Source organism: Pseudomonas sp. 300 (genome assembly GCF_055803035.1).
On record NZ_JAVLRV010000002.1, the window covers coordinates 1,514,227 to 1,536,543 of the forward strand.

At 58.4% G+C, this 22,317-nt stretch carries 20 protein-coding genes; 6 read left to right on the top strand and 14 right to left on the bottom strand.

Annotation, left to right across the window (positions count from 1 at the left end; translation table 11 throughout):
- Positions 1-118 precede the first annotated feature (118 nt).
- The 5 genes from Q7W83_RS13545 to Q7W83_RS13565 form a co-directional block, all read right to left on the bottom strand.
- Positions 119-1,084, bottom strand: a complete 966-nt coding sequence (locus Q7W83_RS13545) for a 2-hydroxyacid dehydrogenase (protein ID WP_458377505.1) — start codon at positions 1,082-1,084, stop codon at positions 119-121.
- A gap of 211 nt (positions 1,085-1,295) precedes the next feature.
- Entirely contained in the window at positions 1,296-1,736 is a 441-nt protein-coding gene (locus Q7W83_RS13550; RefSeq protein ID WP_150639217.1) for a hypothetical protein, read from the bottom strand.
- Positions 1,737-1,836: 100 nt separating this feature from the next.
- Entirely contained in the window at positions 1,837-2,358 is a 522-nt protein-coding gene (locus Q7W83_RS13555; RefSeq protein WP_191623652.1) for a DUF4822 domain-containing protein, read from the bottom strand.
- Positions 2,359-2,805: 447 nt separating this feature from the next.
- Complete coding sequence (locus Q7W83_RS13560; RefSeq protein ID WP_473656191.1) at positions 2,806-3,390, bottom strand: TetR/AcrR family transcriptional regulator; 585 nt, start codon at positions 3,388-3,390, stop codon at positions 2,806-2,808.
- Between the two features lie 28 nt (positions 3,391-3,418).
- Positions 3,419-3,802 carry a tautomerase family protein gene (locus Q7W83_RS13565; protein ID WP_150639216.1) on the bottom strand — a complete coding sequence of 128 codons (384 nt, stop codon included), beginning with the start codon at positions 3,800-3,802 and terminating at the stop codon, positions 3,419-3,421.
- A 370-nt stretch (positions 3,803-4,172) separates the two neighbouring features.
- Between Q7W83_RS13565 and Q7W83_RS13570 the strand changes: the two genes are divergently transcribed.
- Entirely contained in the window at positions 4,173-5,453 is a 1,281-nt protein-coding gene (locus Q7W83_RS13570) for a serine/threonine transporter (protein WP_150653278.1), read from the top strand.
- Positions 5,454-5,635: 182 nt separating this feature from the next.
- Positions 5,636-7,306 carry a SulP family inorganic anion transporter gene (locus Q7W83_RS13575; RefSeq protein ID WP_473656192.1) on the top strand — a complete coding sequence of 557 codons (1,671 nt, stop codon included), beginning with the start codon at positions 5,636-5,638 and terminating at the stop codon, positions 7,304-7,306.
- Positions 7,307-7,376: 70 nt separating this feature from the next.
- On the opposite strand, the gene acnB is transcribed toward Q7W83_RS13575, so the two are convergent.
- A complete protein-coding gene (gene acnB, locus Q7W83_RS13580; RefSeq protein ID WP_150639225.1) occupies positions 7,377-9,986 on the bottom strand; it encodes a bifunctional aconitate hydratase 2/2-methylisocitrate dehydratase in 2,610 nt (869 codons plus the stop codon).
- 408 nt (positions 9,987-10,394) lie between these two features.
- On the opposite strand from acnB, the gene Q7W83_RS13585 reads away from it, so the two are divergent.
- Positions 10,395-10,865, top strand: a complete 471-nt coding sequence (locus tag Q7W83_RS13585) for a DUF1289 domain-containing protein (protein WP_008028699.1) — start codon at positions 10,395-10,397, stop codon at positions 10,863-10,865.
- A gap of 120 nt (positions 10,866-10,985) precedes the next feature.
- Here the strand turns inward: Q7W83_RS13585 and Q7W83_RS13590 are convergent, their stop codons facing one another.
- On the bottom strand, positions 10,986-11,849 hold the full coding sequence (locus Q7W83_RS13590; RefSeq protein ID WP_150630526.1) for a universal stress protein: 864 nt from the start codon (positions 11,847-11,849) through the stop codon (positions 10,986-10,988).
- Positions 11,850-12,009: 160 nt separating this feature from the next.
- Between Q7W83_RS13590 and Q7W83_RS13595 the strand changes: the two genes are divergently transcribed.
- The 3 genes from Q7W83_RS13595 to Q7W83_RS13605 all read left to right on the top strand — a co-directional run bounded on the left by Q7W83_RS13595 (position 12,010) and on the right by Q7W83_RS13605 (position 14,842).
- Positions 12,010-12,618, top strand: a complete 609-nt coding sequence (locus Q7W83_RS13595) for a MiaE family protein (RefSeq protein WP_150630527.1) — start codon at positions 12,010-12,012, stop codon at positions 12,616-12,618.
- A 229-nt stretch (positions 12,619-12,847) separates the two neighbouring features.
- Entirely contained in the window at positions 12,848-13,555 is a 708-nt protein-coding gene (locus Q7W83_RS13600; protein WP_150639214.1) for a winged helix-turn-helix domain-containing protein, read from the top strand.
- Positions 13,556-14,842, top strand: a complete 1,287-nt coding sequence (locus Q7W83_RS13605) for an ATP-binding protein (RefSeq protein WP_150630529.1) — start codon at positions 13,556-13,558, stop codon at positions 14,840-14,842.
- Between the two features lie 120 nt (positions 14,843-14,962).
- On the opposite strand, the gene Q7W83_RS13610 is transcribed toward Q7W83_RS13605, so the two are convergent.
- From Q7W83_RS13610 to Q7W83_RS13640, 7 genes are all read right to left on the bottom strand, one after another.
- On the bottom strand, positions 14,963-15,751 hold the full coding sequence (locus tag Q7W83_RS13610; protein ID WP_458377501.1) for a MipA/OmpV family protein: 789 nt from the start codon (positions 15,749-15,751) through the stop codon (positions 14,963-14,965).
- Between the two features lie 159 nt (positions 15,752-15,910).
- Positions 15,911-18,160, bottom strand: coding sequence for a TonB-dependent siderophore receptor (locus Q7W83_RS13615; RefSeq protein ID WP_473656193.1), 2,250 nt, complete (start codon positions 18,158-18,160; stop codon positions 15,911-15,913).
- A gap of 107 nt (positions 18,161-18,267) precedes the next feature.
- Positions 18,268-18,756 (bottom strand): GFA family protein, encoded by a 489-nt coding sequence (locus tag Q7W83_RS13620; RefSeq protein ID WP_150653281.1) that lies wholly within the window; start codon positions 18,754-18,756, stop codon positions 18,268-18,270.
- Positions 18,757-18,813: 57 nt separating this feature from the next.
- On the bottom strand, positions 18,814-19,215 hold the full coding sequence (locus Q7W83_RS13625; protein ID WP_150639210.1) for a PaaI family thioesterase: 402 nt from the start codon (positions 19,213-19,215) through the stop codon (positions 18,814-18,816).
- Positions 19,216-19,442: 227 nt separating this feature from the next.
- On the bottom strand, positions 19,443-19,931 hold the full coding sequence (locus Q7W83_RS13630; RefSeq protein WP_150639209.1) for a copper chaperone PCu(A)C: 489 nt from the start codon (positions 19,929-19,931) through the stop codon (positions 19,443-19,445).
- Positions 19,931-20,536 carry an SCO family protein gene (locus Q7W83_RS13635; RefSeq protein ID WP_150630535.1) on the bottom strand — a complete coding sequence of 202 codons (606 nt, stop codon included), beginning with the start codon at positions 20,534-20,536 and terminating at the stop codon, positions 19,931-19,933. The genes Q7W83_RS13630 and Q7W83_RS13635 overlap by 1 nt, the downstream gene beginning before the upstream one ends.
- A gap of 165 nt (positions 20,537-20,701) precedes the next feature.
- Entirely contained in the window at positions 20,702-22,291 is a 1,590-nt protein-coding gene (locus Q7W83_RS13640) for a lactate dehydrogenase (RefSeq protein ID WP_150630536.1), read from the bottom strand.
- Between the last annotated feature and the right edge of the window lie 26 nt (positions 22,292-22,317).

The window sequence follows — 22,317 nt, forward strand, 5'->3', positions numbered from 1 at the left end:
GGCCTGAGACTATTGGCTAATCTAATGCGCGTACCCGGCACCGACAACCACGATCAGCCCTTATAGGTGAGCGTGTTGCCGGCCAATCATTGCTTTTGATACACCTGTTTGAATGTTGTCACAGCGCTGCCTGATTTGCAGTGGTCGGCAGAGTGACCGGGGTGAGCACCGGTTCACCGGAAAAGAACGCCATGAGGTTGCGCCCGACCAGTTCGACCGTGCCCTGGGTCGCTTCCGGAGACAGTCCCGCGACGTGCGGCGTGAGAACAACGTTGCCCAAGGCTTTCAAGGCGTCCGGCACCTGAGGTTCGTGGTCGAAGACGTCCAGTGCCGCGCCGGCAATGCGTCGCTGTTCCAGTGCGCTGATCAAATCGGCGGTCACCACGACACTGGCACGAGCGATGTTGATGAGGAAACCGTTGGGACCCAAAGCGTCCAGCACCGGGCGATTGATCAGGTTTCTGGTGCCGAGCCCGCCGGGTGTGGCCACCACCAGGAAATCCGAGACGCGGGCCAGTTCGGTGGGCGTCGAACAGAAGCTGTACGGCACATCGCTGCGATGCTGGCGGTTATGGTAGCTGACCGTCATGTCGAAGCCGTTGGCAGCGCGTTTGGCGATGGCCATGCCAACGGCACCGAGGCCGAGGATTCCCAGGCGTTTGCCGGCGAGGGAAGGGCGCATGATTTTCGGCCACTCGCCCCGTCTTACGGCGGCGTCGCAACGCGGGATATCGCGCACCAGCGAAAGCAGCATCGCCATCGCGTGGTCGGCAACCGAAGAAGCATTGACTCCAGCGCCGTTGGTGACGGTCAGGCCCCGGTCGGCGGCGGCTTGCAGGTCGACGTGTTCGTAGCCCGCACCGATGACGCAAATGATCTTGAGCGCCGGCAGCGCGGCTATTTCGTCAGCGTACAAACCCAACGGGCCGCGGGTCAGGACCGCATCGATCCGCCCGCCATGGGTGGCAATGGCCTCGGCGCGCTCGGCGGGGGTGGGCGCCAGAATCAGGTGAAAACCCTGATGCTCCAGAATCGGCAAGTAATCATTGATGGTTTCAACCAGTACCAGAACGGTTGCGGGCATTGCTATGCTCCTGTGGTCGTCGTTGCGTTGGGCGCAAAATAGTTTCAGGGTGCTGATCCCCGAGCTGCTTGGCAATGATCGTCAATCGCAGAGCGGTACTTGCTTAGTCTGGACTGCTTCCCGGAAGAAGCAAATTCACGGTTCAGGGTGGCCGGAGGCCGTGTCACGTCATTGTGCAGCACACTGTAAATTCAGTGTGCTGCTGCAAGTGTCACTGGGCAGTTGGCATTTGTTGTGCCTTGTTTTGTTCCGCCAGCGCTATCGCTTTGAAATCGTAGGTCGGATAAAACTCGGTTCTGTAAGTTCCCCACGCTGTATTTTCGAGTGCAAGGTTTACTTCCGCCAGACGAGAGGCCGGAAGACGGAGTGTGACGACTTGCCCGATGCCCATCATTATGTTCCAGCTAACAACTTCTACGCCGGCAGGTGGAAATGTTTTATAAAATCCTTGCTTGGCTAGCTGAGCTTTTAGTTCACCCAATGGTCTCGACTGATCATGTTTTAAAAATACGGTGAGCATGACAGCATTATCTGGGGTGGCAACGGCAGTTTTTGCAAGGGGGGCGGTTGGGGATTGCGCACTGGCGACTCCGCAGAAGGCCGAGGATATCAGCAGTGTAGATATCAGTACTGTTTTAATTGTTTTTTGCATGTTGAAATTCCGCATTTTCATTCCGGGGATTTTGGTTAAACGATAGTGCTATTAAAGCGAGGTTGGCGGCGTCCGTTTATGTCCGACGGGTTGGCCGGTTTCATCGTGTGATGTTCAGGTCGGACTTCATACTCGACTTTGTATCCACTGTGCCAGTGTACGGGGCATGAACTACATAGATGCGCACAAGTGGGTTGTTGGCGACCATGTCGCGGGGCACTTCGCGAGAATAAGTGAATTCACTTCGATCTAATTTTTCCAGTCTTCTGACAACGGTTTTGGTTGGCCCGATATCGGGTACCAGAATATGGGTTTTATAATCGCCGGTGACAAAGAAGTAACCTCCACCGCCATTGTTGTACTTTGACTCCCCCGTATCGGTGTAAAAAAACTCATAGCGATTGCGCTCGGGATCCCACGTCGATATTCCCACCACGCCAGGATAATTAGCTTTTACGTCCGTTTGTGGTGCTCCCTCTATATAGACCTTGGTTGTCAGCCATCGAGGAGAGGATGCCAGTTCTCGAACGTCGATGGTCGAAGCTTGCTGCGCAAAGCTACCGAGGGGGCAAAGCAGTGCCGTTAGAAGCAGGCATGTAGAAGTAAAAGTTTTTTTCTGCAAACGGATAACTCCTTGTCTATTGGTCGCTCGCCATCAATCAATGATCGAGATTAAAAGCGCAAAAACTATAAGCCTGGAGTGGGGAGGTGTTCAATAGTTTGGTAGTTGTTTGTAACAATTGGGTATTTTGTTAATGCAGGTAATATTCTGGCGCATATGTTTTTATGACTTTGCTGTCGGATTTTTCCTACCTGCCTACCTGTCGGCATTGCAGGGCGATAGATGTTGCTCGTATTTGCTTCATCTGTTGGCTGAAATATTTTTATACATGACGAAGAGTGGTGATGCAGTGATTGCTTATGTAGTATTTATGTTTGTCATGCCTGAAGTTTGCATGGGGCTGACAATAAATAATCACAAAGTTTGCAAGGGGGGCGGTTATAAACATCCATTGATGCGAGGGGGTTGATGGAGTACTAAAAAAGGTTAATGGTGTGAGGAGCGGATTCAAACTCGGGTCAGAGAGCTCACTGCTGCTTCAAGGATTTCATCGGATAACGGCTCGCCTTGAGTGGCGCGGGCCAAGGTCAGGGCGCCGACCATCAGCGAGAACTGCACCAGCGCTTGCTGATGATCGCGGGCGTCATCGCCGGTGTTCATCAGGGGCGCGAATGTGCCGAGCAAGGAGTCGAGACCTTCCATGAACGTTTGGCGCAGGCCGCTTTGGGCGGTTTCGTGGCACATGTCCCCGGCAAACGCCGCCACCGGGCAGCTGTCGCCCGGATTGTCGCGGCTGGCAGCCGACAGATAGGATTTGATCAAGGCCTGGCGGGCTGTGTTCTTGTCTTCATTGGCGGCGATCCAGTCTTTCCAGCGATCTGCCGATTGCTGGAACGCGCGGCTACTGGCCTCCTGAGCCAAGGCTTCCTTGGACTCGAAATGCCCATAGAAGCCACCATGGGTCAGGCCCGCTGCCGCCATGACATCGATAACGCTGATGCCGTGCACGCCCCGTTCGCGAAACAGCCGCGTAGCCGCCTCGACGATAATCTCGCGGTTGAGTTCGGCTTGCTTGCGGGAAACACGGGGCATTGGCGGCTCACAAAGTTAAGGATGGAGATCAGAGGGCGTACTGGGCGATGCCGTTGCCGAACGACCAGTTCTCTTTTTTCACTTCGACCAGATTAATGAAAATGTCCTCCAGGCGCACCGCCAGTTCAGTGTTGAGGCTCTCGGCGATGGTTTTGTAGAGCAGTTTCTTCTGGTCGACGGTTCGGCCTTCGCTGAGGGTGATCTGAATCACCACCAGCTTGTCGGTGCGGTTGATCCCCAGGTATTGCGGGTCAAAGATGAAGTGTTGCTCGTCGTGTTCGGCGAGGATCTGGAAATTATCGTTTTCCGGTACGCCAATGGCGCTGTGCATGGCGGCGTAGATCAACTGCCCGATGCGTTTGGCGTGGGTGGGGTCCTGATGCTTTTTGATGTCGACGCGAACCAGTGGCATGGGAGGTCTCCGGAAGGAAAGCAGGTTTGATCAAAATACATGACGGATAACCTTTATCAAGAAAGTTTTTTTGTGTGGCGATGAAACGTCGTGACGCAGCTCCTGAAGACAGCCCGAATCCCTGCAGGAGCGAGCTACCGGTCACTGTGATGCTGAATCTGCTGCCGCCATCGCGACCAAGCTCGCTCCTACAGGGATTTATGTCGTCCCCAACGATCTGATCCGCATAACCATTCCTCAGCTAAGTCTTTGCTTCTGCTCATTAATCCCGGACAATCGCGCCCCTGTTTCGGCCAGGGCGCTGCCTGTCGGATTTTTCCGACTCGTCCTGACCGGGTAGCAACTGACCGGAATGCGGAGATCCCACCGGATGAATGATCAGGCCAATAGCGTCAACGAACGCTATGTAGCGGCGAACCCCGTCAGCCTTGAGAGCTGGAATCGCCATGACACCACCTGGATGCTCGGCCTGTTTGGCACGGCCATTGGGGCAGGCACGCTGTTTTTGCCGATCAATGCGGGTCTGGGCGGTTTCTGGCCGTTGTTGATCCTGGCGCTGCTGGCGTTCCCCATGACGTTTTACGCGCACCGTGGCCTGACCCGCTTCGTGTTGTCCGGTCGTGAAGGCGCGGACATCACTGAAGTGGTGGAAGAACATTTCGGCATCAAGGCCGGTGCGCTGATCACCTTGCTGTATTTCTTCGCGATCTTCCCGATCCTGCTGATTTACAGCGTGGCCCTGACCAACACCGTGGGCAGTTTCCTCGAACATCAACTGCACATCATGCCGCCACCGCGCGCCGTGCTGTCGTTCGTGCTGATCCTCGGCCTGCTGGCGGTGGTGCGTTGCGGCGAGCAGGTGATCGTCAAGGCGATGAGCCTGATGGTCTATCCGTTCATCGTGGCGTTGCTGTTTCTGGCGGTGTTCCTGGTTCCACACTGGAACGGTGGCATCCTCACCACGGCATCGACGTTGCCTGAGCCGTCGGCGCTGCTGCACACCTTGTGGCTGGCGATTCCGGTGATGGTGTTCTCGTTCAACCACTCGCCGATCATCTCGGCGTTCGCGGTGGACCAGAAGCGGCGCTACGGCGAGCACGCCGAAGAGCGCAGCTCGCAGATCCTGTCCCGCGCGCACGTATTGATGGTGGTGATGGTGCTGTTCTTCGTGTTCAGCTGCGTGCTGACCTTGTCGCCGGCGCAACTGGCGGAAGCGAAGGCGCAGAACTTGTCGATTCTGTCGTACCTGGCCAACCACTTCAGCAACCCGACCATCGCGTTTGCGGCACCATTGATTGCCTTTGTGGCGATTTCCAAGTCGTTCCTGGGGCACTACATCGGTGCCAGCGAAGGTCTGAAAGGCCTGATCGTGAAGAGCGGCAAGCGTCCAGCGCCGAAGACCCTGGACCGTATGACCGCGGCGTTCATGCTGGTGGTGTGCTGGATTGTGGCGACGCTGAACCCGAGCATTCTGGGAATGATCGAAACCCTCGGCGGCCCGATCATTGCGGCGATTCTGTTCCTGATGCCGATGTATGCAATCCGCAAAGTGCCGGCGATGGCACGTTTCCGTGGTCAAGCGTCCAATGTGTTTGTGACGGCGGTTGGTCTGGTGGCTATTTCGGCGTTGATTTATTCGCTGAGTGCTTGATTTCTGCTGTTTGCTTGGTTGATGAAATTACGGCTGATCCGCGTTGCGGGTTGGCCGTTTTTTTGTTTGGCACACGGGTTCGAGGATGATTTGACCTGATCCAGAACAGCTGTCCCCCGAGATAAAAGGCTAAGCTGCGGCTGCATCGGCGCGGCGTAGAGCGCTGTCACTGGAGACGCTTCATGGCTCGTGCCCCTGGCGCATCGGCGCAACCCCGTGCCGATACACCCCACCGTTGGCTGGACATAATGGCCGGCCTGTCGATTGCCGGTCTGTTGCTGCCCGAGGCGGTCGCCTATTCAAGCATTGCCTCGTTACCGCCACAGGCCGGGGTGATTGCCTTGTTTGCCGGGCTGCTGTGTTACGGACTGTTCGGCACCAGCCGGTTTGCCATCGTTTCCGCAACCTCGTCGTCAGCGGCCGTTCTGGCTGCCGCCACCGCCACGCTGGCCAATGGCGATTCTGCCTTGCGCATGACCTTGGCGATCGGTCTGGTACTGGTGACCGGTGGTTACTTCCTGTTGGCCGGGTTATTCAAACTCGGCAGCGTCACTTCATTTATCGCCAAACCGGTGCTGCGCGGCTTTGCATTGGGGCTGGCCGTGACCATCATCCTCAAGCAAGTGGCGAGCATCGTCGATGTTCACTTGAGCACCGGCAACGTGATCCGCTTCCTGCCGCAACTGCTGGAGCAGTGGCCGCAGTGGAATAAAGTCGGGGCATTGGTCGCGGCAGGGGCATTGCTGTTGTTGTGGCTGTGCGCGCGGGTCAAGCGTTTGCCCGGCGGCTTGCTGGTGGTGGCGCTCGGCATCGCGGCGGGCCAATGGCTGAACCTGCCGGCCTACGGGGTCAAACTGATCGGCGTTATCGATTTGAGTCTTGAGGTACCGCAGCTCCCGGTGTTGCCGTTCACCGACTGGTTGCGCCTGGGTGAACTGGCGTTCGCCATGGTGATGATTCTGTATGCAGAGTCTTTCGGCTCGATCAGTTCGTTCGCACTCAAACACGGCGACCGCGTCTCTTCCAACCGCGATCTGCTGGCCCTCGGTGCGGCCAATCTTCTATCGGGGCTGTTTCATGGCATGCCCGCAGGCGCCGGTTACTCGGCGACATCGGCCAATGAAGCGGCGGGCGCCAATTCGCGACTGGCCGGGGCGGTGGCGGCGGGGGTGGTGTTGCTCATTGTCCTGACGGTGTTGCCGTGGATCGCCCTGACTCCCGAGCCGGTGCTGGCCGCCATCGTCATTCATGCCTTGGCCCGCGGCTTGAGCCTCCAACCGTTGGGCCGGTATTTCATCTGGCGCCGCGACCGCCTGCTGGTGATCTGCGCGGTGGCAGCGGTGCTGGTGCTGGGCGTGCTGGACGGTTTACTGCTGGCGGTGGCGATCAGCGTGGTGCTGATGCTTAAGCAGATGTCGTCGGCTGATATCCAGGTATTGGGGCAAATGGCGGGAGGTCACGATTTTGTTGATCTGCATCGACATCCCGAGGCGAAGGAAATCCCCGGTGTGCTGATCGTGCGGCCCAGCGAGGCGCTGTTTTTCGCCAACGTGGAGCGCATTCTCGGCGGTGCATTGCACTTGGCGCGGCACGCGGAGCCACCGGTGCATACGGTCATTCTCAGTCTCGAAGAGTCGCCCGACCTGGACGGCACCAGCATCGAAGCACTGGAGGCGTTCTTCATGCAGGTGCGCGCCGAGGACAAACTGCTGATTCTGGCGCGGCTCAAGCATCAGGCAAAAGGGGTGCTGGCGAAGTTGCCGATTCAGGAACTGGAGCAGGTGATTCTCAGTGGGCTGAGTGTCGATGGCGCAGTTCAACAAGCCCTCAAGCCAACCACATTACCTGTGTGAGCGAGCCTTCCGGACATAAAAAAACGCCGCTCATCTCACGATGGGCGGCGTTTTTTACAGCGTTGTAACGTTAGGCTTGAACGACCGGGATATTGGCGTTCGCAGCAGCCTCACGGAACTCGGCGATCTGGTCGAAGGACAGGTAGCGGTAAACATCAGCCGCCATGCTGTCGATCTTGCCAGCGTATTCCATGTACTCCTCGACGGTCGGCAGGCGACCCAGGATGGACGCAACGGACGCCAGCTCGGCCGAAGCCAGGTAGACGTTCGCGCCGTCACCCAGACGGTTCGGGAAGTTACGAGTCGACGTCGACACCACAGTGGAGTTCGGCTCTACACGTGCCTGGTTACCCATGCACAGCGAGCAGCCTGGCATTTCCATGCGTGCGCCGGCTTTGCCGTAGATGCCGTAGTAGCCTTCTTCGGTCAGTTGGTGAGCGTCCATTTTGGTCGGTGGCGACAGCCACAGACGGGTTGGCAGCTGACCTTTGACCTGATCCAGCAGTTTACCGGCAGCGCGGAAGTGACCGATGTTGGTCATGCACGAACCGATGAACACTTCGTCGATCTTCTCGCCAGCAACGCTGGACAGCAGACGGGCGTCGTCCGGATCGTTCGGCGCGCAGAGCACAGGCTCTTTGATGTCGGCCAGGTCGATTTCGATGACTTCAGCGTATTCGGCGTCAGCATCGGCAACCATCAACTCAGGGTTGGCAACCCAGGCTTCCATCGCTTGAGCACGACGTTCCAGGGTACGCGCATCGCCGTAGCCTTCGCCGATCATCCAGCGCAGCAGGGTGATGTTGGAGTTCAGGTACTCGGTGATCGATTCTTTCGACAGCTTGATGGTGCAACCGGCAGCCGAACGTTCAGCCGAGGCGTCGGACAGCTCGAAAGCCTGCTCGATGCTCAGGTTGTCCAGGCCTTCGATTTCCAGGATGCGGCCGGAGAAGGCGTTCTTCTTGCCTTTCTTCTCGACGGTCAGCAGGCCGGCCTGAATCGCGAAGTAAGGAATGGCATGAACCAGGTCACGCAGGGTGACGCCCGGTTGCATTTTGCCTTTGAAGCGCACCAGGATCGATTCCGGCATGTCCAGCGGCATAACGCCGGTGGCCGCAGCAAACGCAACCAGACCGGAGCCGGCCGGGAACGAAATGCCCATCGGGAAACGGGTGTGCGAGTCACCACCGGTACCGACGGTGTCCGGCAGCAGCATACGGTTCAGCCAGCTGTGGATGATGCCGTCGCCCGGACGCAGGGAAACGCCGCCGCGGGTCATGATGAAGTCTGGCAGGGTGTGGTGGGTGGTCACGTCGATCGGCTTGGGGTAAGCCGCGGTGTGGCAGAAGGACTGCATCACCAGATCGGTCGAGAAGCCCAGGCACGCCAGGTCTTTCAGTTCGTCACGGGTCATAGGACCGGTGGTGTCCTGAGAGCCGACGGTGGTCATTTTCGGTTCGCAGTACGTACCTGGACGAACACCTTTGCCTTCTGGCAGGCCGCACGCCTTGCCGACCATTTTCTGTGCCAGGGTGAAGCCCTTGCCGGTGTCGACAGGTGCTTCTGGCAGTTTGAACAGATCGGTAGGGCCCAGGCCCAGCTCGGCACGCGCCTTGTCGGTCAGACCGCGACCAATGATCAGCGGAATACGGCCGCCGGCACGAACTTCGTCCAACAGAACCGGGGTCTTCATTTCGAAGGTGGTCAGGACTTCGTCGGTGCCGTGTTTGCAGACTTTGCCAGCATGCGGATACAGGTCGATCACATCGCCCATGTTCATGTTGGTCACGTCGAATTCGATCGGCAGTGCGCCAGCATCTTCCATGGTGTTGTAGAAGATCGGAGCGATCTTGCTGCCGAAGCAGAAGCCGCCAGCACGCTTGTTCGGCACGTAAGGAACGTCGTCGCCGAAGAACCACAGCACCGAGTTGGTCGCCGATTTACGCGAAGAACCGGTACCGACCACGTCACCGACGTAGGCGATAGGGAAGCCTTGACCGCGCATTTCTTCGATCTGCTTCATCGGGCCAGTAACGCCCTGGACGTCAGGCACGATGCCTTCGCGGGCCATTTTCAGCATGGCGAGGGCGTGCAGCGGGATGTCCGGGCGGGACCAGGCGTCCGGAGCAGGGGACAGGTCGTCGGTGTTGGTTTCGCCGGTGACCTTGAACACGCGCAGGCTGATCTTGTCGGCCAGGACAGGGCGGTTGCGGAACCACTCGCCGTCAGCCCAGGACTGGATAACGCCTTTGGCGTGTTCGTTGCCGTTGCGGGCTTTTTCCGCGACGTCGTGGAACGCATCGAACATCAGCAGGGTGTGCTTGAGCTGAGCGGCAGCGACAGGGGCCAGTGTGGCGTCGTCGAGCAGGTCAACCAGGGTCACGATGTTGTAGCCGCCCTGCATGGTGCCGAGCAGTTCTACAGCGCGTTTCTTGTCGATCAGAGGGGAAGTGGCTTCGCCTTTGGCCAGGGCAGACAGGAAACCGGCCTTTACATAGGCCGCTTCGTCCACGCCAGGTGGTATGCGATTGGTGATCAGGTCAACGAGGAAAGCTTCTTCGCCAGCCGGGGGATTCTTCAGCAGCTCAACCAGGCCTGCAGTTTGTTCGGCGTTAAGCGGCTGGGGAACGATACCCAGTGCTGCGCGCTCTTCGATATGTTTGCGGTAGGCTTCAAGCACAGTTATTACCCTCATCAGTGGTCCCAAATGGGTGTCCGGGACGCTCATCCCGAAATTGCCGTACTCATGCGCTGCGTGGCGTTGTGGGCCACTTAGCCAGAATTACCGACAATTCCTTACAGAAGCTGCTTTCAAAGTTTTACGCCTGCAGAACGGGGAGCTGATGAGGGTTGGCGTTGGGCTTTTCCCCGCTGGAAAAACCCTTCGCCAACACCGCTCTGAAGGAACGACTGTGCTCGTGACGCTTTGAAAACAGCTTCTAACGGACATTGGCGCCTTAAAAGGCTGGCTGATTCTACGGCAAAAAAAATATAAAGGTAAGTTAGCCCCTCAAGATTGAGGGGTGATCAATGTTAGACAAAGGGCTAACATGCCGGCCTGTTCTGCTTTCCCGTGTTCTCCTGACCTATGCCCAATCAGACCATCAAGACCCCCTGCGTCGGCCTTTGCTCCACTGTTTACGGTGACCTGGTCTGCCGTGGCTGCAAGCGTTTCCACCATGAAGTGATCAACTGGAACGGTTACAACGAGGAGGAGAAGCGCGCGGTATGGCTGCGGCTCGAGCAGTTGTTGTCCCAGGTGATGGCCAGCAAGCTGGAGGTTTTCGATCCCCAACGCCTGCGTCTGCAACTGGAGCAGCGCAAGATTCGCTTTGTGCCGCATCAGTCGGAATATTGCTGGGCCTATCAGTTGATCGCCCGAGGCGCGCGGGTGATCAACAATCTGGAGGCCTACGGGATGGTGTTGATGCCGGAGTTTCGCGACTGGAACCTGCCGGAGTTGCGCGATGCGATTGATCGGGAGTTCTTTTTGCTCTCGGAGGCGCATTACCAGCGGTACATTGCGCCGGGTTTCCTCAAAGACGCTTTCGGCGGCTGAAAAGCATCGCGGGCAAGCCCGCTCCCACAGGGATTAGCAGTGAACGCATAAATGTGTTCCAACATGATCCACTGTGGGAGCGGGCTTGCCCGCGATGGCGGCCTGATGGGCGCCACTATCTCAATGGTGGGACACCATCTCTTCCAGATGATCCTCGATCTCCTGCGGCTTCAACACCAGCACATCACTCTCCACTGCATCCAGCACCACTTCCGCCGTATTCCCGATCAACGCCCCGGATAACCCGGACCGCGCCACTGTGCCAATCACCGTCACCGCCGCACCCAGTTTGTGCACCATGTACGGAATCAATACATCCGCCGGACCTTCCGCGATATGCAGGTGCTCATCATCGATGTCGAACTCGGCCTGAAACGCCTTGCATTGCTCGCGATAGCGCGCCTCGATCGTTTCACTCAGCTGTAACGTCGGGTCGGCCGCCGACAGCATCGGTGAGGGATGGGCGCTGACCACATGCAGATGAGCCTTGGCAAGGCTGGCGATGTCATACCCGTAATCGATGATGGTGTTGTGCAGATGGCGGTGCTCATTATCGGTATTACCCACGTCGATCGCCGCCAGAATCACACCGCCCGTCCAGGGCTTCGAGGTTTTGACCAGCAGCACCGGCGTCGGGCAAGCGCGCAGCAGTTTCCAGTCTCCCGGGGTCAGCAGGGCCTTTTTCAATGGGCTGTCGGGGTAATGCTGCTTGATCACCAGCCCGCAACCTTCGGCCTGCTGCACATCGACGATGGTTTCGTGCAGGCTTTCGTTCCAGGCTTGTTCGGTGGTGACGCTATAGCCGTCTTCAAGCAGCGCAGCCTTGAGTACGCCGAGCATGCCGCTGTGGTCATGCTTGCGGTCGCACACCAGCAGATGCAGATGCGCCTGGGTCACGCCGGCAATCAGCTTGGCCCGTTTAAGCGCCAGACTTTCCGAATGTTCGGGTTCGATGACCACCAGAATGCTGCGAATGGCTTGCATGATCGGGATCTCCAGAGGGTAAAAAAGCGTGGCGTTGCACAACTATAGTTGCTGGTTGCGCATTCGGGACTTGATGCATATCAACGGTCGCGACTGGTGGTCTGACGGCGGGCCGGTATAATCGGCGCCCTTCGTTTTGAACCTTTTATCCGTGAGCCCCATGATCCTTCCCGAAATTCACGAGTTCCTCGGCTGTCGCACCCCGGACGGCTGGGTCCAGGCCGCGCTGGCCGATCAGGAAACCTTGCTGATCGACCACAAGAACTGCGAATTCAAGGCGGCCAGCACGGCATTGAGCCTGATCGCCAAGTATCACTCCCATGTTGATTTGATCAACCTGATGTCGCGGCTGGCCCGGGAAGAGCTGGTGCACCACGAACAGGTCATGCGCCTGATGAAGAAGCGCAAGATCGGGCTGCGTCAGCTCTCGGCCGGGCGTTATGCCTCAGGCCTGCGCAAAGTGGTGCGCAGTCACGAACCGGTCAAACTGGTGGATACCCTGGTCGTTGGTGCGTTCATCGAAGCCCGTAGCTGCGAGCGGTTCGAGGCCCTGGTGCCGCATCTGGACGAAGAACTGGGCAAGTTCTACTTCGGCCTGCTGAAAAGCGAGGCCCGGCATTTTCAGGGTTACCTGAAACTGGCCTACCAGTACGGTGACGCCAAGGACATCGCTCAGGTGATCGACCGGGTCCGCGTGGCCGAACAGGAGCTGATCGAATCGCCGGACGTGGAATTCCGTTTCCACAGTGGCGTCCCGGCTGCCGCATAACCGGTAGGCGTCCGGCTTGCTGGCGATGGTGGCCCTTAGATCGCTATCGCCGGCAAGCGGGCGCCTACAGGTGTGATCTTTCGCGCCTGAATTGTTAAAAACTCTTAAGAGTATGAAAGATCACTGAAAACCGGCCCCAGCGGCCGGTTTTTGCTGCCTGCGATAGCCGTCCCGACCGCGATTGGCGCCATAATGCCGCCCACTTCACAAGGGTTGGCACGCGTTCGTTATGGAAAACCTGGGTTTTGGCAAAGTACTGCTGGTGGAGGACGACGAAAAGCTCGCCGGGCTGATCGCGCACTTCCTGTCCCAACACGGCTTTGAGGTGTTGCAGGTGCACCGCGGTGATCTCGCGCTGGCCGCGTTCCTCGACTTCAAGCCGAAAATAGTGGTACTCGACCTGATGCTGCCGGGCCAGAGTGGCCTGCACGTGTGTCGTGAAATTCGCAGCGTGTCCGATACACCGATCGTCATCCTCACCGCCAAGGAAGACGACCTCGATCACATCCTTGGCCTGGAATCCGGCGCCGATGACTACGTGATCAAGCCGATCAAACCGCCGGTATTGCTGGCCCGCCTGCGCGCGTTACAACGCCGGCAAACGCCGGACAGCAGTGTGTGCAGCTCGCTGGAATTCGGCCACCTGAGCATCGACCGTAGCTGCCGCGAAGTGCGCCTGGCGGGTGAGGGCATTGAACTGACCACCATGGAATTCGAGCTGCTGTGGTTGCTGGCCAGCGCGGCGGGCAAGACCCTGTCCCGCGACGACATCCTCAACCGCATGCGCGGCATTGCCTTCGATGGTCTCAACCGCAGCGTTGACGTCTATATCAGCAAGTTGCGCGGCAAGCTCAAGGACAACCCGCGCGAACCGGTGTGCATCAAGACTATCTGGGGCAAGGGCTACCTGTTCAATCCGTTCGCGTGGGAGCTGTAAATGCTGCGGTTATTTCTCGGACTGTTTCTGATGATGACGGTTGGCCTGGTACTGGGGCTGCAAACCGTTGAACGCACGTTCGATGCATTGCTCGACGGTCAGATGCAGAGCTACAACCGCGAGGCGGTGCGGGGCCAGGCCTGGTCGCTGGTGGAGCAGTTGCGTGGCCTGGACGGTTCGGCGCGGGAGCGCCAACTGGCAGCCGTGCGCCCTCACTATGGCTTGGGCCTGAGCCTGGTCGAAACGGATCAACTGGCCCTGACCGATCAGGAGAAAGGCGAGTTGGCCCAAGGCCTGCTGGTGCTTCGTGACAAGTACACGCAGTTCATCTCGCGCATTGACGACGGCTCGCAGTTGCTCAGCATCAAGCTGCCGGCCGAGCCGAGTCTGATGCCGTTCTATATTGCCACGGCCTATCTGATGATCGCGGTGATGATCGGTTTCGTGTTGTTTTTCTGGGTGCGTCCGCACTGGCGAGACCTGGAAAAACTGCGCCTCGCCGCCGAACGCTTTGGCGACAACAACCTGTCGGCGCGGATCCAGCTGTCCAAGCGCTCGAACATTCGCGACCTGTCTGAACATTTCAACCTGATGGCCGCACGCATCGAAGGCCTGATCGCCAATCAACGTGAGTTGACCAACGCGGTGTCCCATGAATTGCGCACGCCGATTGCACGGTTGTCGTTCGAGCTTGATCAGCTCAAGCAACAATCCGATCCGACTCAGCGCCGTGAACTGATTGCCGACATGTACGCCGACCTCGGCGAGCTGGAAGAAATGGTCTCGGAGCTGCTGACTTACGCCAGCCTCGAGCGCGGCGCCACGGTGATCACGCGGGAAAATATTCAGGCCAACAGTTGGCTCGACAGCGTGGTCGGCAGCGTGGCGCTGGAGGCCGAGGCGGCGGGAGTACAGCTGCTGATTGTCGAGTGTCAGGTCGATGAGGTACGCATCGAACCGCGCTTCATGGCGCGCGCGGTAATCAACCTGCTGCGCAATGCCATTCGCTATGCCGATGAGCGTGTGGAGGTGTCGCTGGTGCGCACCGGTGATCATTACGAAGTGCAGGTCAACGATGATGGGCCGGGTGTGCCGGTGGCCGGTCGGGAGAAGATCTTTGAGCCGTTCTCTCGCCTGGACGCCAGTCGAGATCGCCGCACGGGTGGGTTTGGCCTGGGTTTGGCGTTGGTCAGGCGGGTGTCCCAGTCCCATGGCGGGCAAGTGGACGTGGCGGATTCGCCATGGGGTGGGGCGTCGTTTCGTATGACGTGGGCGCATCAGGATTAATTGTGGCGTTCTTGAGTACGCCATCGCGAGCAGGCTCGCTCCCACAATGGATCTATGTCGTTCACAAATCCAATGTTGGAGCGGGCTTGCCCGCGATGGCGTCATCTGCATCACCTCAAATCAAAAGCTGTACACCACTTGCCCAGCCAGCGAAGTCTGCATCCGCCGCTCCACAATCGGGCTGTCCGCCGCCTCTTTGGCCAGATACTGCACCGCCAGCACCGTCGACACATTCCATTGATCATTGATTGGCAACGACCAGGTCAAGTCCGCCCCGCGACTCAACAGCCCGCCATGAGCGTCATACGCTCGGAATTGACTGCGCGCCGCCTGACCCGTACTGACGCCGTACCAGGTGCGCATGTAATCACCGTCGCCAAACTGACTGTTGAGGCTGCCCACGACCTTGCCATGGTCACCCTCGTAAAACGGCGCGCTGATGCTCAGTTTCAAGCGATTCCAGGCTGAGCCGGTGTCGTGTTCATCGTCGTCTTCTTCCAGCGCGTGTTCATAACTGGCGCCGAGAATGATCGGCCCCATGTGATACGTCCCGTCGAGCCCCAGCACCGGTCGTAACTTGATCGAGCCCATGCCGTCCAGCTCGTCGGAGCCCTTGAACCCGGTCTTGCGATCCTTGCGTACATCACTGGCGCCGACGTACACGCTGAGGCCGAAGTCATCCTCGTCAAATGCCCAGCCCAAGCCCTTTCCAGTGTCCAGAAAAAAACCATAAGGGCTGACGATTTCGCCACTCAGCAGCGGCGCCACCACGCGTTCATCGCTGCCGCTGTAACGCGGCGCACTGGCAGCACCGGCGCGCAGGCTGTAGTGCCAGTCTTCGGCATTCAAGGCGGCGCAGGGGAGGAACAGACAGAAAGAAGTCAAAGGCAAATACAGCGAACGAAGCATGGGAGCACCCTGGGGGAGATTGGATGCGCCCATGCTAGGCGGGTGCCGCCCGGCAATCTTTGGCAGCTTTGTCGCAAAACTGTCAAAGACTGTGAACGGGTTTGGCGAACAGTGAGAAGCCTGTGGCGAGAGCGTAAACCCTCTCGCCACAGGTTCAGCTTAGAAGTCCCACTGGGTGGTCAGCATCAGGTTGCGCGGCTCGCCGTAGAACGTGGTGTCGTAGTTGCCCAGGCCGGACAGGTACTTCTTGTCGAAGACGTTGTTGGCGTTGGCGGTGAAGCTCAGGTGCTCGTTGTACTGGTAACGGGTCATCAGGTCCACGAGGGTGTAGCCGCCCTGTTTGATTGAGGTGTAGTCGCCCGCGGGAGCGCTGTAGATTTTGCCGTAGAAGGCGCTCTGCCAGCTGATGCCGCCGCCGACGGTCACGTTGTCCAGGGCGCCAGGCAGGCGATAGGTAGTGAACGTCCGTACCACGTGCTCAGGCTTGCTGGTGGACAGCGGGTAGCCGAAGATCCGCTGTTCGTCTTTGTCTCGGGTGCGTGCGTAGGTGTAACCGGCCGTCAGGTTCCAGCCCTCGGCCAGTTCGCCGGCCAGTTCCAGTTCCACACCTTTGGTGGTGGTGCCGTCGACGGCTTTGAAGATGCCTTCGTTGGTGATCGCGTTGGTGCCGGTCTGCTCGGCGACGCCGTCCTGCTCGATGCGGAACAACGCCAGGCTGGCATTCAACCGGCCATCGAAGTAAGCGGCTTTCAACCCGGTTTCATAGCTGTCGCCTTCAACCGGTGCCAGGGTCATGCCACTGGCATCCTTGTAGGTCTGAGGCTGATAGATCGAGGTGTAGCTGGCGTACACCGAGTACACATCGTTCAGGTCGTAGACCACGCCGGCATACGGCGTGACGATGCCGTGTTCCTTGTAGCTCGCGTGGGTGTCGTCCAGCGGTGAGGCCGCGATGTAGCGGTAGTCTTCGTTGTACTTGAAGGTGCTCAGGCGGCTGCCGAGGATGACCGACAGATCATCGGTCGGGCGCAGGCGGGTGGCGAGGTAAACACCGTTCTGGCTCTGGGTGCGTTCGTATTTGCCGTTTACCGGGAATTCCTGTTTCGGCAGACGACCTTCCCAGTCGTAGATGCTCCCCGGGACACTTTCGAAGGCGCTGATGTCGTAGGTGGAACCGGTCTGACGGGAGTGGGACGCCATGACGCCGGCCACCAGTTCATGCTCGCGACCGCCCAGCGTGAAGGGGCCGGAGACGTTTACGTCGGCCGTGTCCTGCACGCGATGACCTTCGAAACGACCCCAGAATAAGGACATGCCTTCGCCGGTCGCGCGGTCCGGATTGCCATAGCCGGCCGAGGCCAGCTGGGTGTCGTGATCGGTGGTTTTCTCGCTCAGGCTGGCTTTGAACTTCCAGTCGTTGGCCAACGCTTGTTCCAGCGAGGCAAAGTAGCTGATTTCGTCGAAATCGCGACGGCTCCAGTCAGCTGCCGGGTTGAAGCTGCGCGAGAAATCGGTACGGCCGCCGTCGGCGAAGTACGTCGCGTTACCGGTCCAGGAGCTGCCGCGAGGGGTGGCACTGGACTTGTCGATGCCGAACGTCAGCAGGGTATCGTCAGTCAGGTCGGCTTCGAGGATGCCGTAGTACAGGTCTTTCTTCTGGCTGTAATGGTCAATGTAGGAATCCTTGTCCTGGTACACGCCGACAAAGCGTCCGCGCACGTTGCCCGAGTCAGTCAGTGAACCGGAAACATCGCCGGCGGTGCGGTAGCTGTCCCACGAACCGACAGTGCCGCTGATCGAGGCCTTGAACTCTTTGGTCGGCTTCTTGCGGATCAGGTTGACGGTGGCGGACGGGTCGCCCGAGCCGGTCATCAGGCCGGTCGCGCCCTTGATCACCTCGATGCGGTCAAGGCTGGCGGAGTCGTCGCTGTTGTTCGGGTTTTCCCCATAAACACCGTCGTAAGGCTGGTTGACCCCGTCGTACTGGAAGTTGGTGATGGCAAAGCCGCGGGCGGCAAACTCGGTACGGTCGCTGTCGTACTTCTGCGTCGAAACACCGGGGGTATTGCGCAACGCGTCGCTGATGCTTTGCACACCGCGATCGTCCATCTGCTGACGGGTGATCACCGTGACCGATTGCGGTGTTTCGCGGATCGACAAAGGCAGGCCCGTGGCCGAAGACGTTGAACCGGTGGTGTAGGAATGGGTGTCCTCGGTGGTTGCGCCCAAGGCGACGCCCTCGATGTTCGTCGCCCCCAGTTGCAGCGCGCCATCGTCCTTGGTTGCCGTTTTGCCGGTGGCTGTTTCGGCGGCATGGGCGGTGGAGGCCAGGCTCAGCAGAGCGGCCGGAAGGGCCAGAGCCAAGGGGCACAGGGCAAAACGGAAACGCGCGGCAAGTGGGTGCGACATGGAGATCCCTTTGTATCGAATCGATCGGTAAGTGAAAGGCTTCTGAGGGTTAACCGAACGAAAAACGCAAAGGGGAACTGCCGTGTGCAAAAAAATCGAGGTTTTGATTAGCGAGCCAGCCCCAGTCGCTCGTGCCACTGTGCGATGGACTCCTCGGGCCAGATCTTGCACTGCCGATCACCGGCATGCGCCGGGACCTCCACCCACGGCGCTTTCGAATTGAGCATCACGTGCGTGTACTCGGGTGGTACCGGCAACGCCGTATCAATGGCTGAGGCAAACGGGTGAATCAGTTCCGGCCATTCAGGGCTAAACAGCCACAAGCCCGAGCCGCACTCCGAGCAGAAGTGCCGCTCTGCCGTGCTGCGGTGGGCGCGTTTGTCGCCTTCGTCCTTGAGTCGCGCGTGATAGATCGCGATGGATTTTCGACCGCGCACCTTGAGGCTGGCTGAATCGCCCGCGATGTTGACCGAGTAACCGCCACCGCCCTGGGTCTTGCGGCAGATCGAGCAATAGCAACGTTGGTAAGGGTAGGGGTGGGTGCTGGTCAGACTGAATGACACGGCGCCGCAGTGGCAGGAGCCTTCGAGTCGCATGGCAGAACCTCCAAATGATTGGCTGTTACTTCCCTGACCGCCCCGAAAACCGGTGGTTCACTGCTGGATCGGCACCAGGATCGCATCGCCGGTTGCCACCCGCTTCAACTGATCCCCTGTTTGTGCGAACAGTTCGGCACGGGCAAACACCTGCTTCTTGCCGGACTTCACCACCTGGCCGCGCGCAATGAACACTTCACCGACGGCGGGTGCAAGGCAATTCACCGAAAAATGCGATGCCAGGACATTGCCAGCGACCGTTCCGGCCGCAAACCCACAGGCGGTATCGAGCAGCGCGCCAATCAGGCCGGCATGCAGGAAGCCTGCGTATTGCGCCATGTCCGCCTCGCGAAAAGCCATGGTCAGTTCCACCTCGCCCGGCGTGGCGCGAGTGACGTCGAAACCCGCCCAGCGGTTGAAGGCGGACGTTGAATTGATCTTTTTGAGTGCATCAAGCATGGCGAATCCCTCCGGTTGAGGCATCAACATGCGCCGGGTTCTGGGGGATGTCATGGTGGATAAAGAAGGGTGATGGGTGGGTGGATTTATGGTGAATATTAAGGCCTCATCGCTAGCAGGCTAGCTCCCACATTGGATCTCCAGTGTTCATGAGACCCTAGCCTGCTAGCGAGGAACGATAACGCGGTCCCACTGAACGCCAACGATGTCTGGGTGACTCCCAGCCATCAATGCATTTTGCTGTGATCCGACGTATTCAGCGCGCGCGCTTCAGCCTCAACCTTGATGGACTCTTTTTCGCCATTGGCGTTTTCGACGGTCAAGGTCAGCGGCACTTTGTCGCCTTCTTTGACCTGGCCTACCAGGTCGATCAGCATCACGTGATAGCTATGAGGATCCAGAGTGACCGCTTTCCCTGCGGGCAAAGCGACGAAGTCCACGGGTTGCATGCTCATCACGTCGTTTTTCATCGTTGATTCGTGAATCTGCACAATTTTAGCTACCGGTGTTTGCACGCTTAGCAGTTTGCTGTCGCTGCTCGCGGTCACCGTCATGAACGCTCCGGTTGCTTGTTGCCCGGCAACGGTGGCGCGTACCCAGGCGTCTTCCACTTGAGTCTGGGCTGAAACCTGAAGCGCCGTTCCCAGCAGAAAAAGCCCCAGGACAGCCGTTTGAACGCGCACATTGATGGCAGTTTTAATGGCATTCGAGTTCATCAGCAGACCTCCATAACGGTTAGCAAGTCTTCCGTACACTCTTGTGCAGAAAGAGACTGGGACAGTCCAACGCGCAACCTGCCTCTTGTGTCATACACATAGCTAGTCGCTGTATGAGAGAGCGTGTAGGTCGAGCCGCTCGGGATTTTTTCGTAGAACACCCCGAACTCCTTGGCCGTTTCCGCCGTTTCCTCGAGTGTTCCGTGGAGCGCGACAAATGAGGGATCAAACGTCTTGACGTAGGCATCCAGCACCGCCGGCGTGTCCCGCTCCGGGTCCAGCGTAATGAAGACGACCTGGAGAATATCCCCGTCTTTTCCCATCAGTTTCTTGATTTGCGCTGCGCGAGCCAGGGTAGTGGGGCATACCGCCGGGCACTGGGTGAAGCCGAAGAAAATCATAGGCATCAAACCACGAAAGCTCGAGAGCGTTGTGAGGTTGCCTTCAGAGTCCTTGAGTTTGAATGTCCGTCCGAGGATCTTGTCGCTCAGGTCCTTGCCGTACTTGTACGACAGGCTGACGCTATTGTCACAGCCAGCGAGGAGGCCAAGGCTGAACAAGCCGATACCTGCAACCACCTGGCGGCGGGTCAACGAAACACTCATGTTCTACAGACCTTTTGATGAGCCCGAACGGATAATCATCCTCGGACAGGGCGTCTATGATGCATGCCGGTTTAGCGGAGGGCATCGATTATACGCTTCAAAGGATTACTCATAACTTGCGACAAACTGACGCAGCGAATTCCCGAACCGGCATCGGTTTTCGGGTCAGTCCTTAATCTCCATCGGGCTGCTAACCAACATCACCTTGTCCTGGATAGCGGCCAAGGTGTTTGACGTACCCAGTCCCTGTTTCGCCAGTTTGTCTTCTTGCAGTGCCTGTTGCAGAAGACCGAGGAGATTTTGCGTCTTCGAAGACGAGACAGGTGTCACGTTATCTTCATCCAGACGCCCCATTACATATTTGGAAATGCGCGTGGACTGGCTTGCCGAATGGCTGACGGACGCTTCGACCAACTTACCTTTGACATAGCCGATGCTGCTCGTGCTGCTGGCCTGATCGTCGATCTGGTAATACTGATAGTTCTGGGATTGTGGGTCAGTCGTCAGTTCCAGCTTTTGTCCGGCATGCAGTGGCTTATGGTATTGGGCTGTCAGATGCGATTGCTGATTCTGGACGACCTTGCGATTGAACTGATCCTGACCTTTGGATTGCGTGGACTGCGATAATCCATAGTTGAACGAGTCGAGTTCACCAGGCCGCGCAGGATTGCCGTTTACGGTTTTCTCGGTGACCGTCGCGCTGAAATCGGCGAGGCCGGTGAGAACGCTACGGTCGGTGTCCGTCAGCTTGATCGCCGTTAGCGCCTGAGGTCCGGTAACAGCGCGGCTTTCCGGGTAGCTGCTGTGCACGGTCTTGAATGCACTCTCGAACATCGACAGCAGATTCTGGTCGCCGTCGCCTCGATCGCGCGCCGCTTCTATTTGACGCAGGTAGCTCGCGAGCGCCTTGGCTTTCTGATTGCTGTCGCCGAGGATGGCGGCGTTTTTCAGGTCCACGGACATGTCGAAATCGCCTGCCGCACCGCTCATGCGCACCTGGCGCTGGCTTGCGTCGGCATGCAGCTCAAGGCTCTGCGTACTGTCATCGTCGAGCTTGAACCGGGTGGTCAGGTCGACCGAGGAAAACACGCCAGTGTCGAACTGGGCCAGCGCATCCAGCTTGAGTTGCGGTGGAACGGCGGTGAGGCCCTGGATGGCCGATTCAAATCCTTTGGCCATGGCGCCAAGCGCGGCAAGTTCTTCTTTACTGAGGTCGCCACCCTGGACCTGAGCCTGCACCGCCAACGCGTTATCCTGACTGGACAGGGTGATCTCGACGGTTTTTCCGCTAGCTGTTTTCAGGGTCAGGTTGATGCTGTTGTCTGCAACGCCACTGTGGATTCTGGCTTGAGCAGCCGCCAACTCTGCCGGTCCAAGTTCCCGTCCGGTCGATGAGCGAATGACCGACTGGGAGATGTTCTGGTTGGATTGCGCCAGCTGCAGAAGCAGTGTCTCACCCAGTCCCCGGAACCGGGCGCTGGCTGAAGCGTTTCCGAAATTGCCACCCATGCGAAACGACACTTTGTCAGGCTGCGTGTATTCCCAGGCAAGCGGAGCATCAGGCTCCGCAATGACACCCCGAGAGGTGTAAGTCTGCGCATTGATGGTGTTGTTATCTTGATGCAAGGTGACAATCGATGCGGGGGAAGACAGGGCGGCTGTTGATTCGGTGGTAGTGCCAACGGCGGGCTGGGTGGCAGCACTCCTGACGACCGCCAGTGGCGGCAAGGAAGAGATTGAAGAGATGACAGTCATAGCTGCTCCATGCTGAGTACCAGTAG

What these genes read in the sequence shown, in the direction of transcription:
- Q7W83_RS13625 (WP_150639210.1), bottom strand. Translation starts at nt 19,215, where the DNA reads ATGCTTGATGCACTCAAAAAGATCAATTCAACGTCCGCCTTCAACCGC.
- Q7W83_RS13620 (WP_150653281.1), bottom strand. Translation starts at nt 18,756, where the DNA reads ATGCGACTCGAAGGCTCCTGCCACTGCGGCGCCGTGTCATTCAGTCTG.
- Q7W83_RS13630 (WP_150639209.1), bottom strand. Translation starts at nt 19,931, where the DNA reads ATGAACTCGAATGCCATTAAAACTGCCATCAATGTGCGCGTTCAAACG.
- Q7W83_RS13610 (WP_458377501.1), bottom strand. Translation starts at nt 15,751, where the DNA reads ATGCTTCGTTCGCTGTATTTGCCTTTGACTTCTTTCTGTCTGTTCCTC.
- Q7W83_RS13635 (WP_150630535.1), bottom strand. Translation starts at nt 20,536, where the DNA reads ATGAGTGTTTCGTTGACCCGCCGCCAGGTGGTTGCAGGTATCGGCTTG.
- Q7W83_RS13590 (WP_150630526.1), bottom strand. Translation starts at nt 11,849, where the DNA reads ATGCAAGCCATTCGCAGCATTCTGGTGGTCATCGAACCCGAACATTCG.
- Q7W83_RS13615 (WP_473656193.1), bottom strand. Translation starts at nt 18,160, where the DNA reads ATGTCGCACCCACTTGCCGCGCGTTTCCGTTTTGCCCTGTGCCCCTTG.
- Q7W83_RS13570 (WP_150653278.1), top strand. Translation starts at nt 4,173, where the DNA reads ATGAATGATCAGGCCAATAGCGTCAACGAACGCTATGTAGCGGCGAAC.
- Q7W83_RS13585 (WP_008028699.1), top strand. Translation starts at nt 10,395, where the DNA reads ATGCCCAATCAGACCATCAAGACCCCCTGCGTCGGCCTTTGCTCCACT.
- Q7W83_RS13600 (WP_150639214.1), top strand. Translation starts at nt 12,848, where the DNA reads ATGGAAAACCTGGGTTTTGGCAAAGTACTGCTGGTGGAGGACGACGAA.
- Q7W83_RS13560 (WP_473656191.1), bottom strand. Translation starts at nt 3,390, where the DNA reads ATGCCCCGTGTTTCCCGCAAGCAAGCCGAACTCAACCGCGAGATTATC.
- Q7W83_RS13605 (WP_150630529.1), top strand. Translation starts at nt 13,556, where the DNA reads ATGCTGCGGTTATTTCTCGGACTGTTTCTGATGATGACGGTTGGCCTG.
- Q7W83_RS13550 (WP_150639217.1), bottom strand. Translation starts at nt 1,736, where the DNA reads ATGCAAAAAACAATTAAAACAGTACTGATATCTACACTGCTGATATCC.
- Q7W83_RS13595 (WP_150630527.1), top strand. Translation starts at nt 12,010, where the DNA reads ATGATCCTTCCCGAAATTCACGAGTTCCTCGGCTGTCGCACCCCGGAC.
- Q7W83_RS13575 (WP_473656192.1), top strand. Translation starts at nt 5,636, where the DNA reads ATGGCTCGTGCCCCTGGCGCATCGGCGCAACCCCGTGCCGATACACCC.
- Q7W83_RS13640 (WP_150630536.1), bottom strand. Translation starts at nt 22,291, where the DNA reads ATGACTGTCATCTCTTCAATCTCTTCCTTGCCGCCACTGGCGGTCGTC.
- Q7W83_RS13565 (WP_150639216.1), bottom strand. Translation starts at nt 3,802, where the DNA reads ATGCCACTGGTTCGCGTCGACATCAAAAAGCATCAGGACCCCACCCAC.
- Q7W83_RS13545 (WP_458377505.1), bottom strand. Translation starts at nt 1,084, where the DNA reads ATGCCCGCAACCGTTCTGGTACTGGTTGAAACCATCAATGATTACTTG.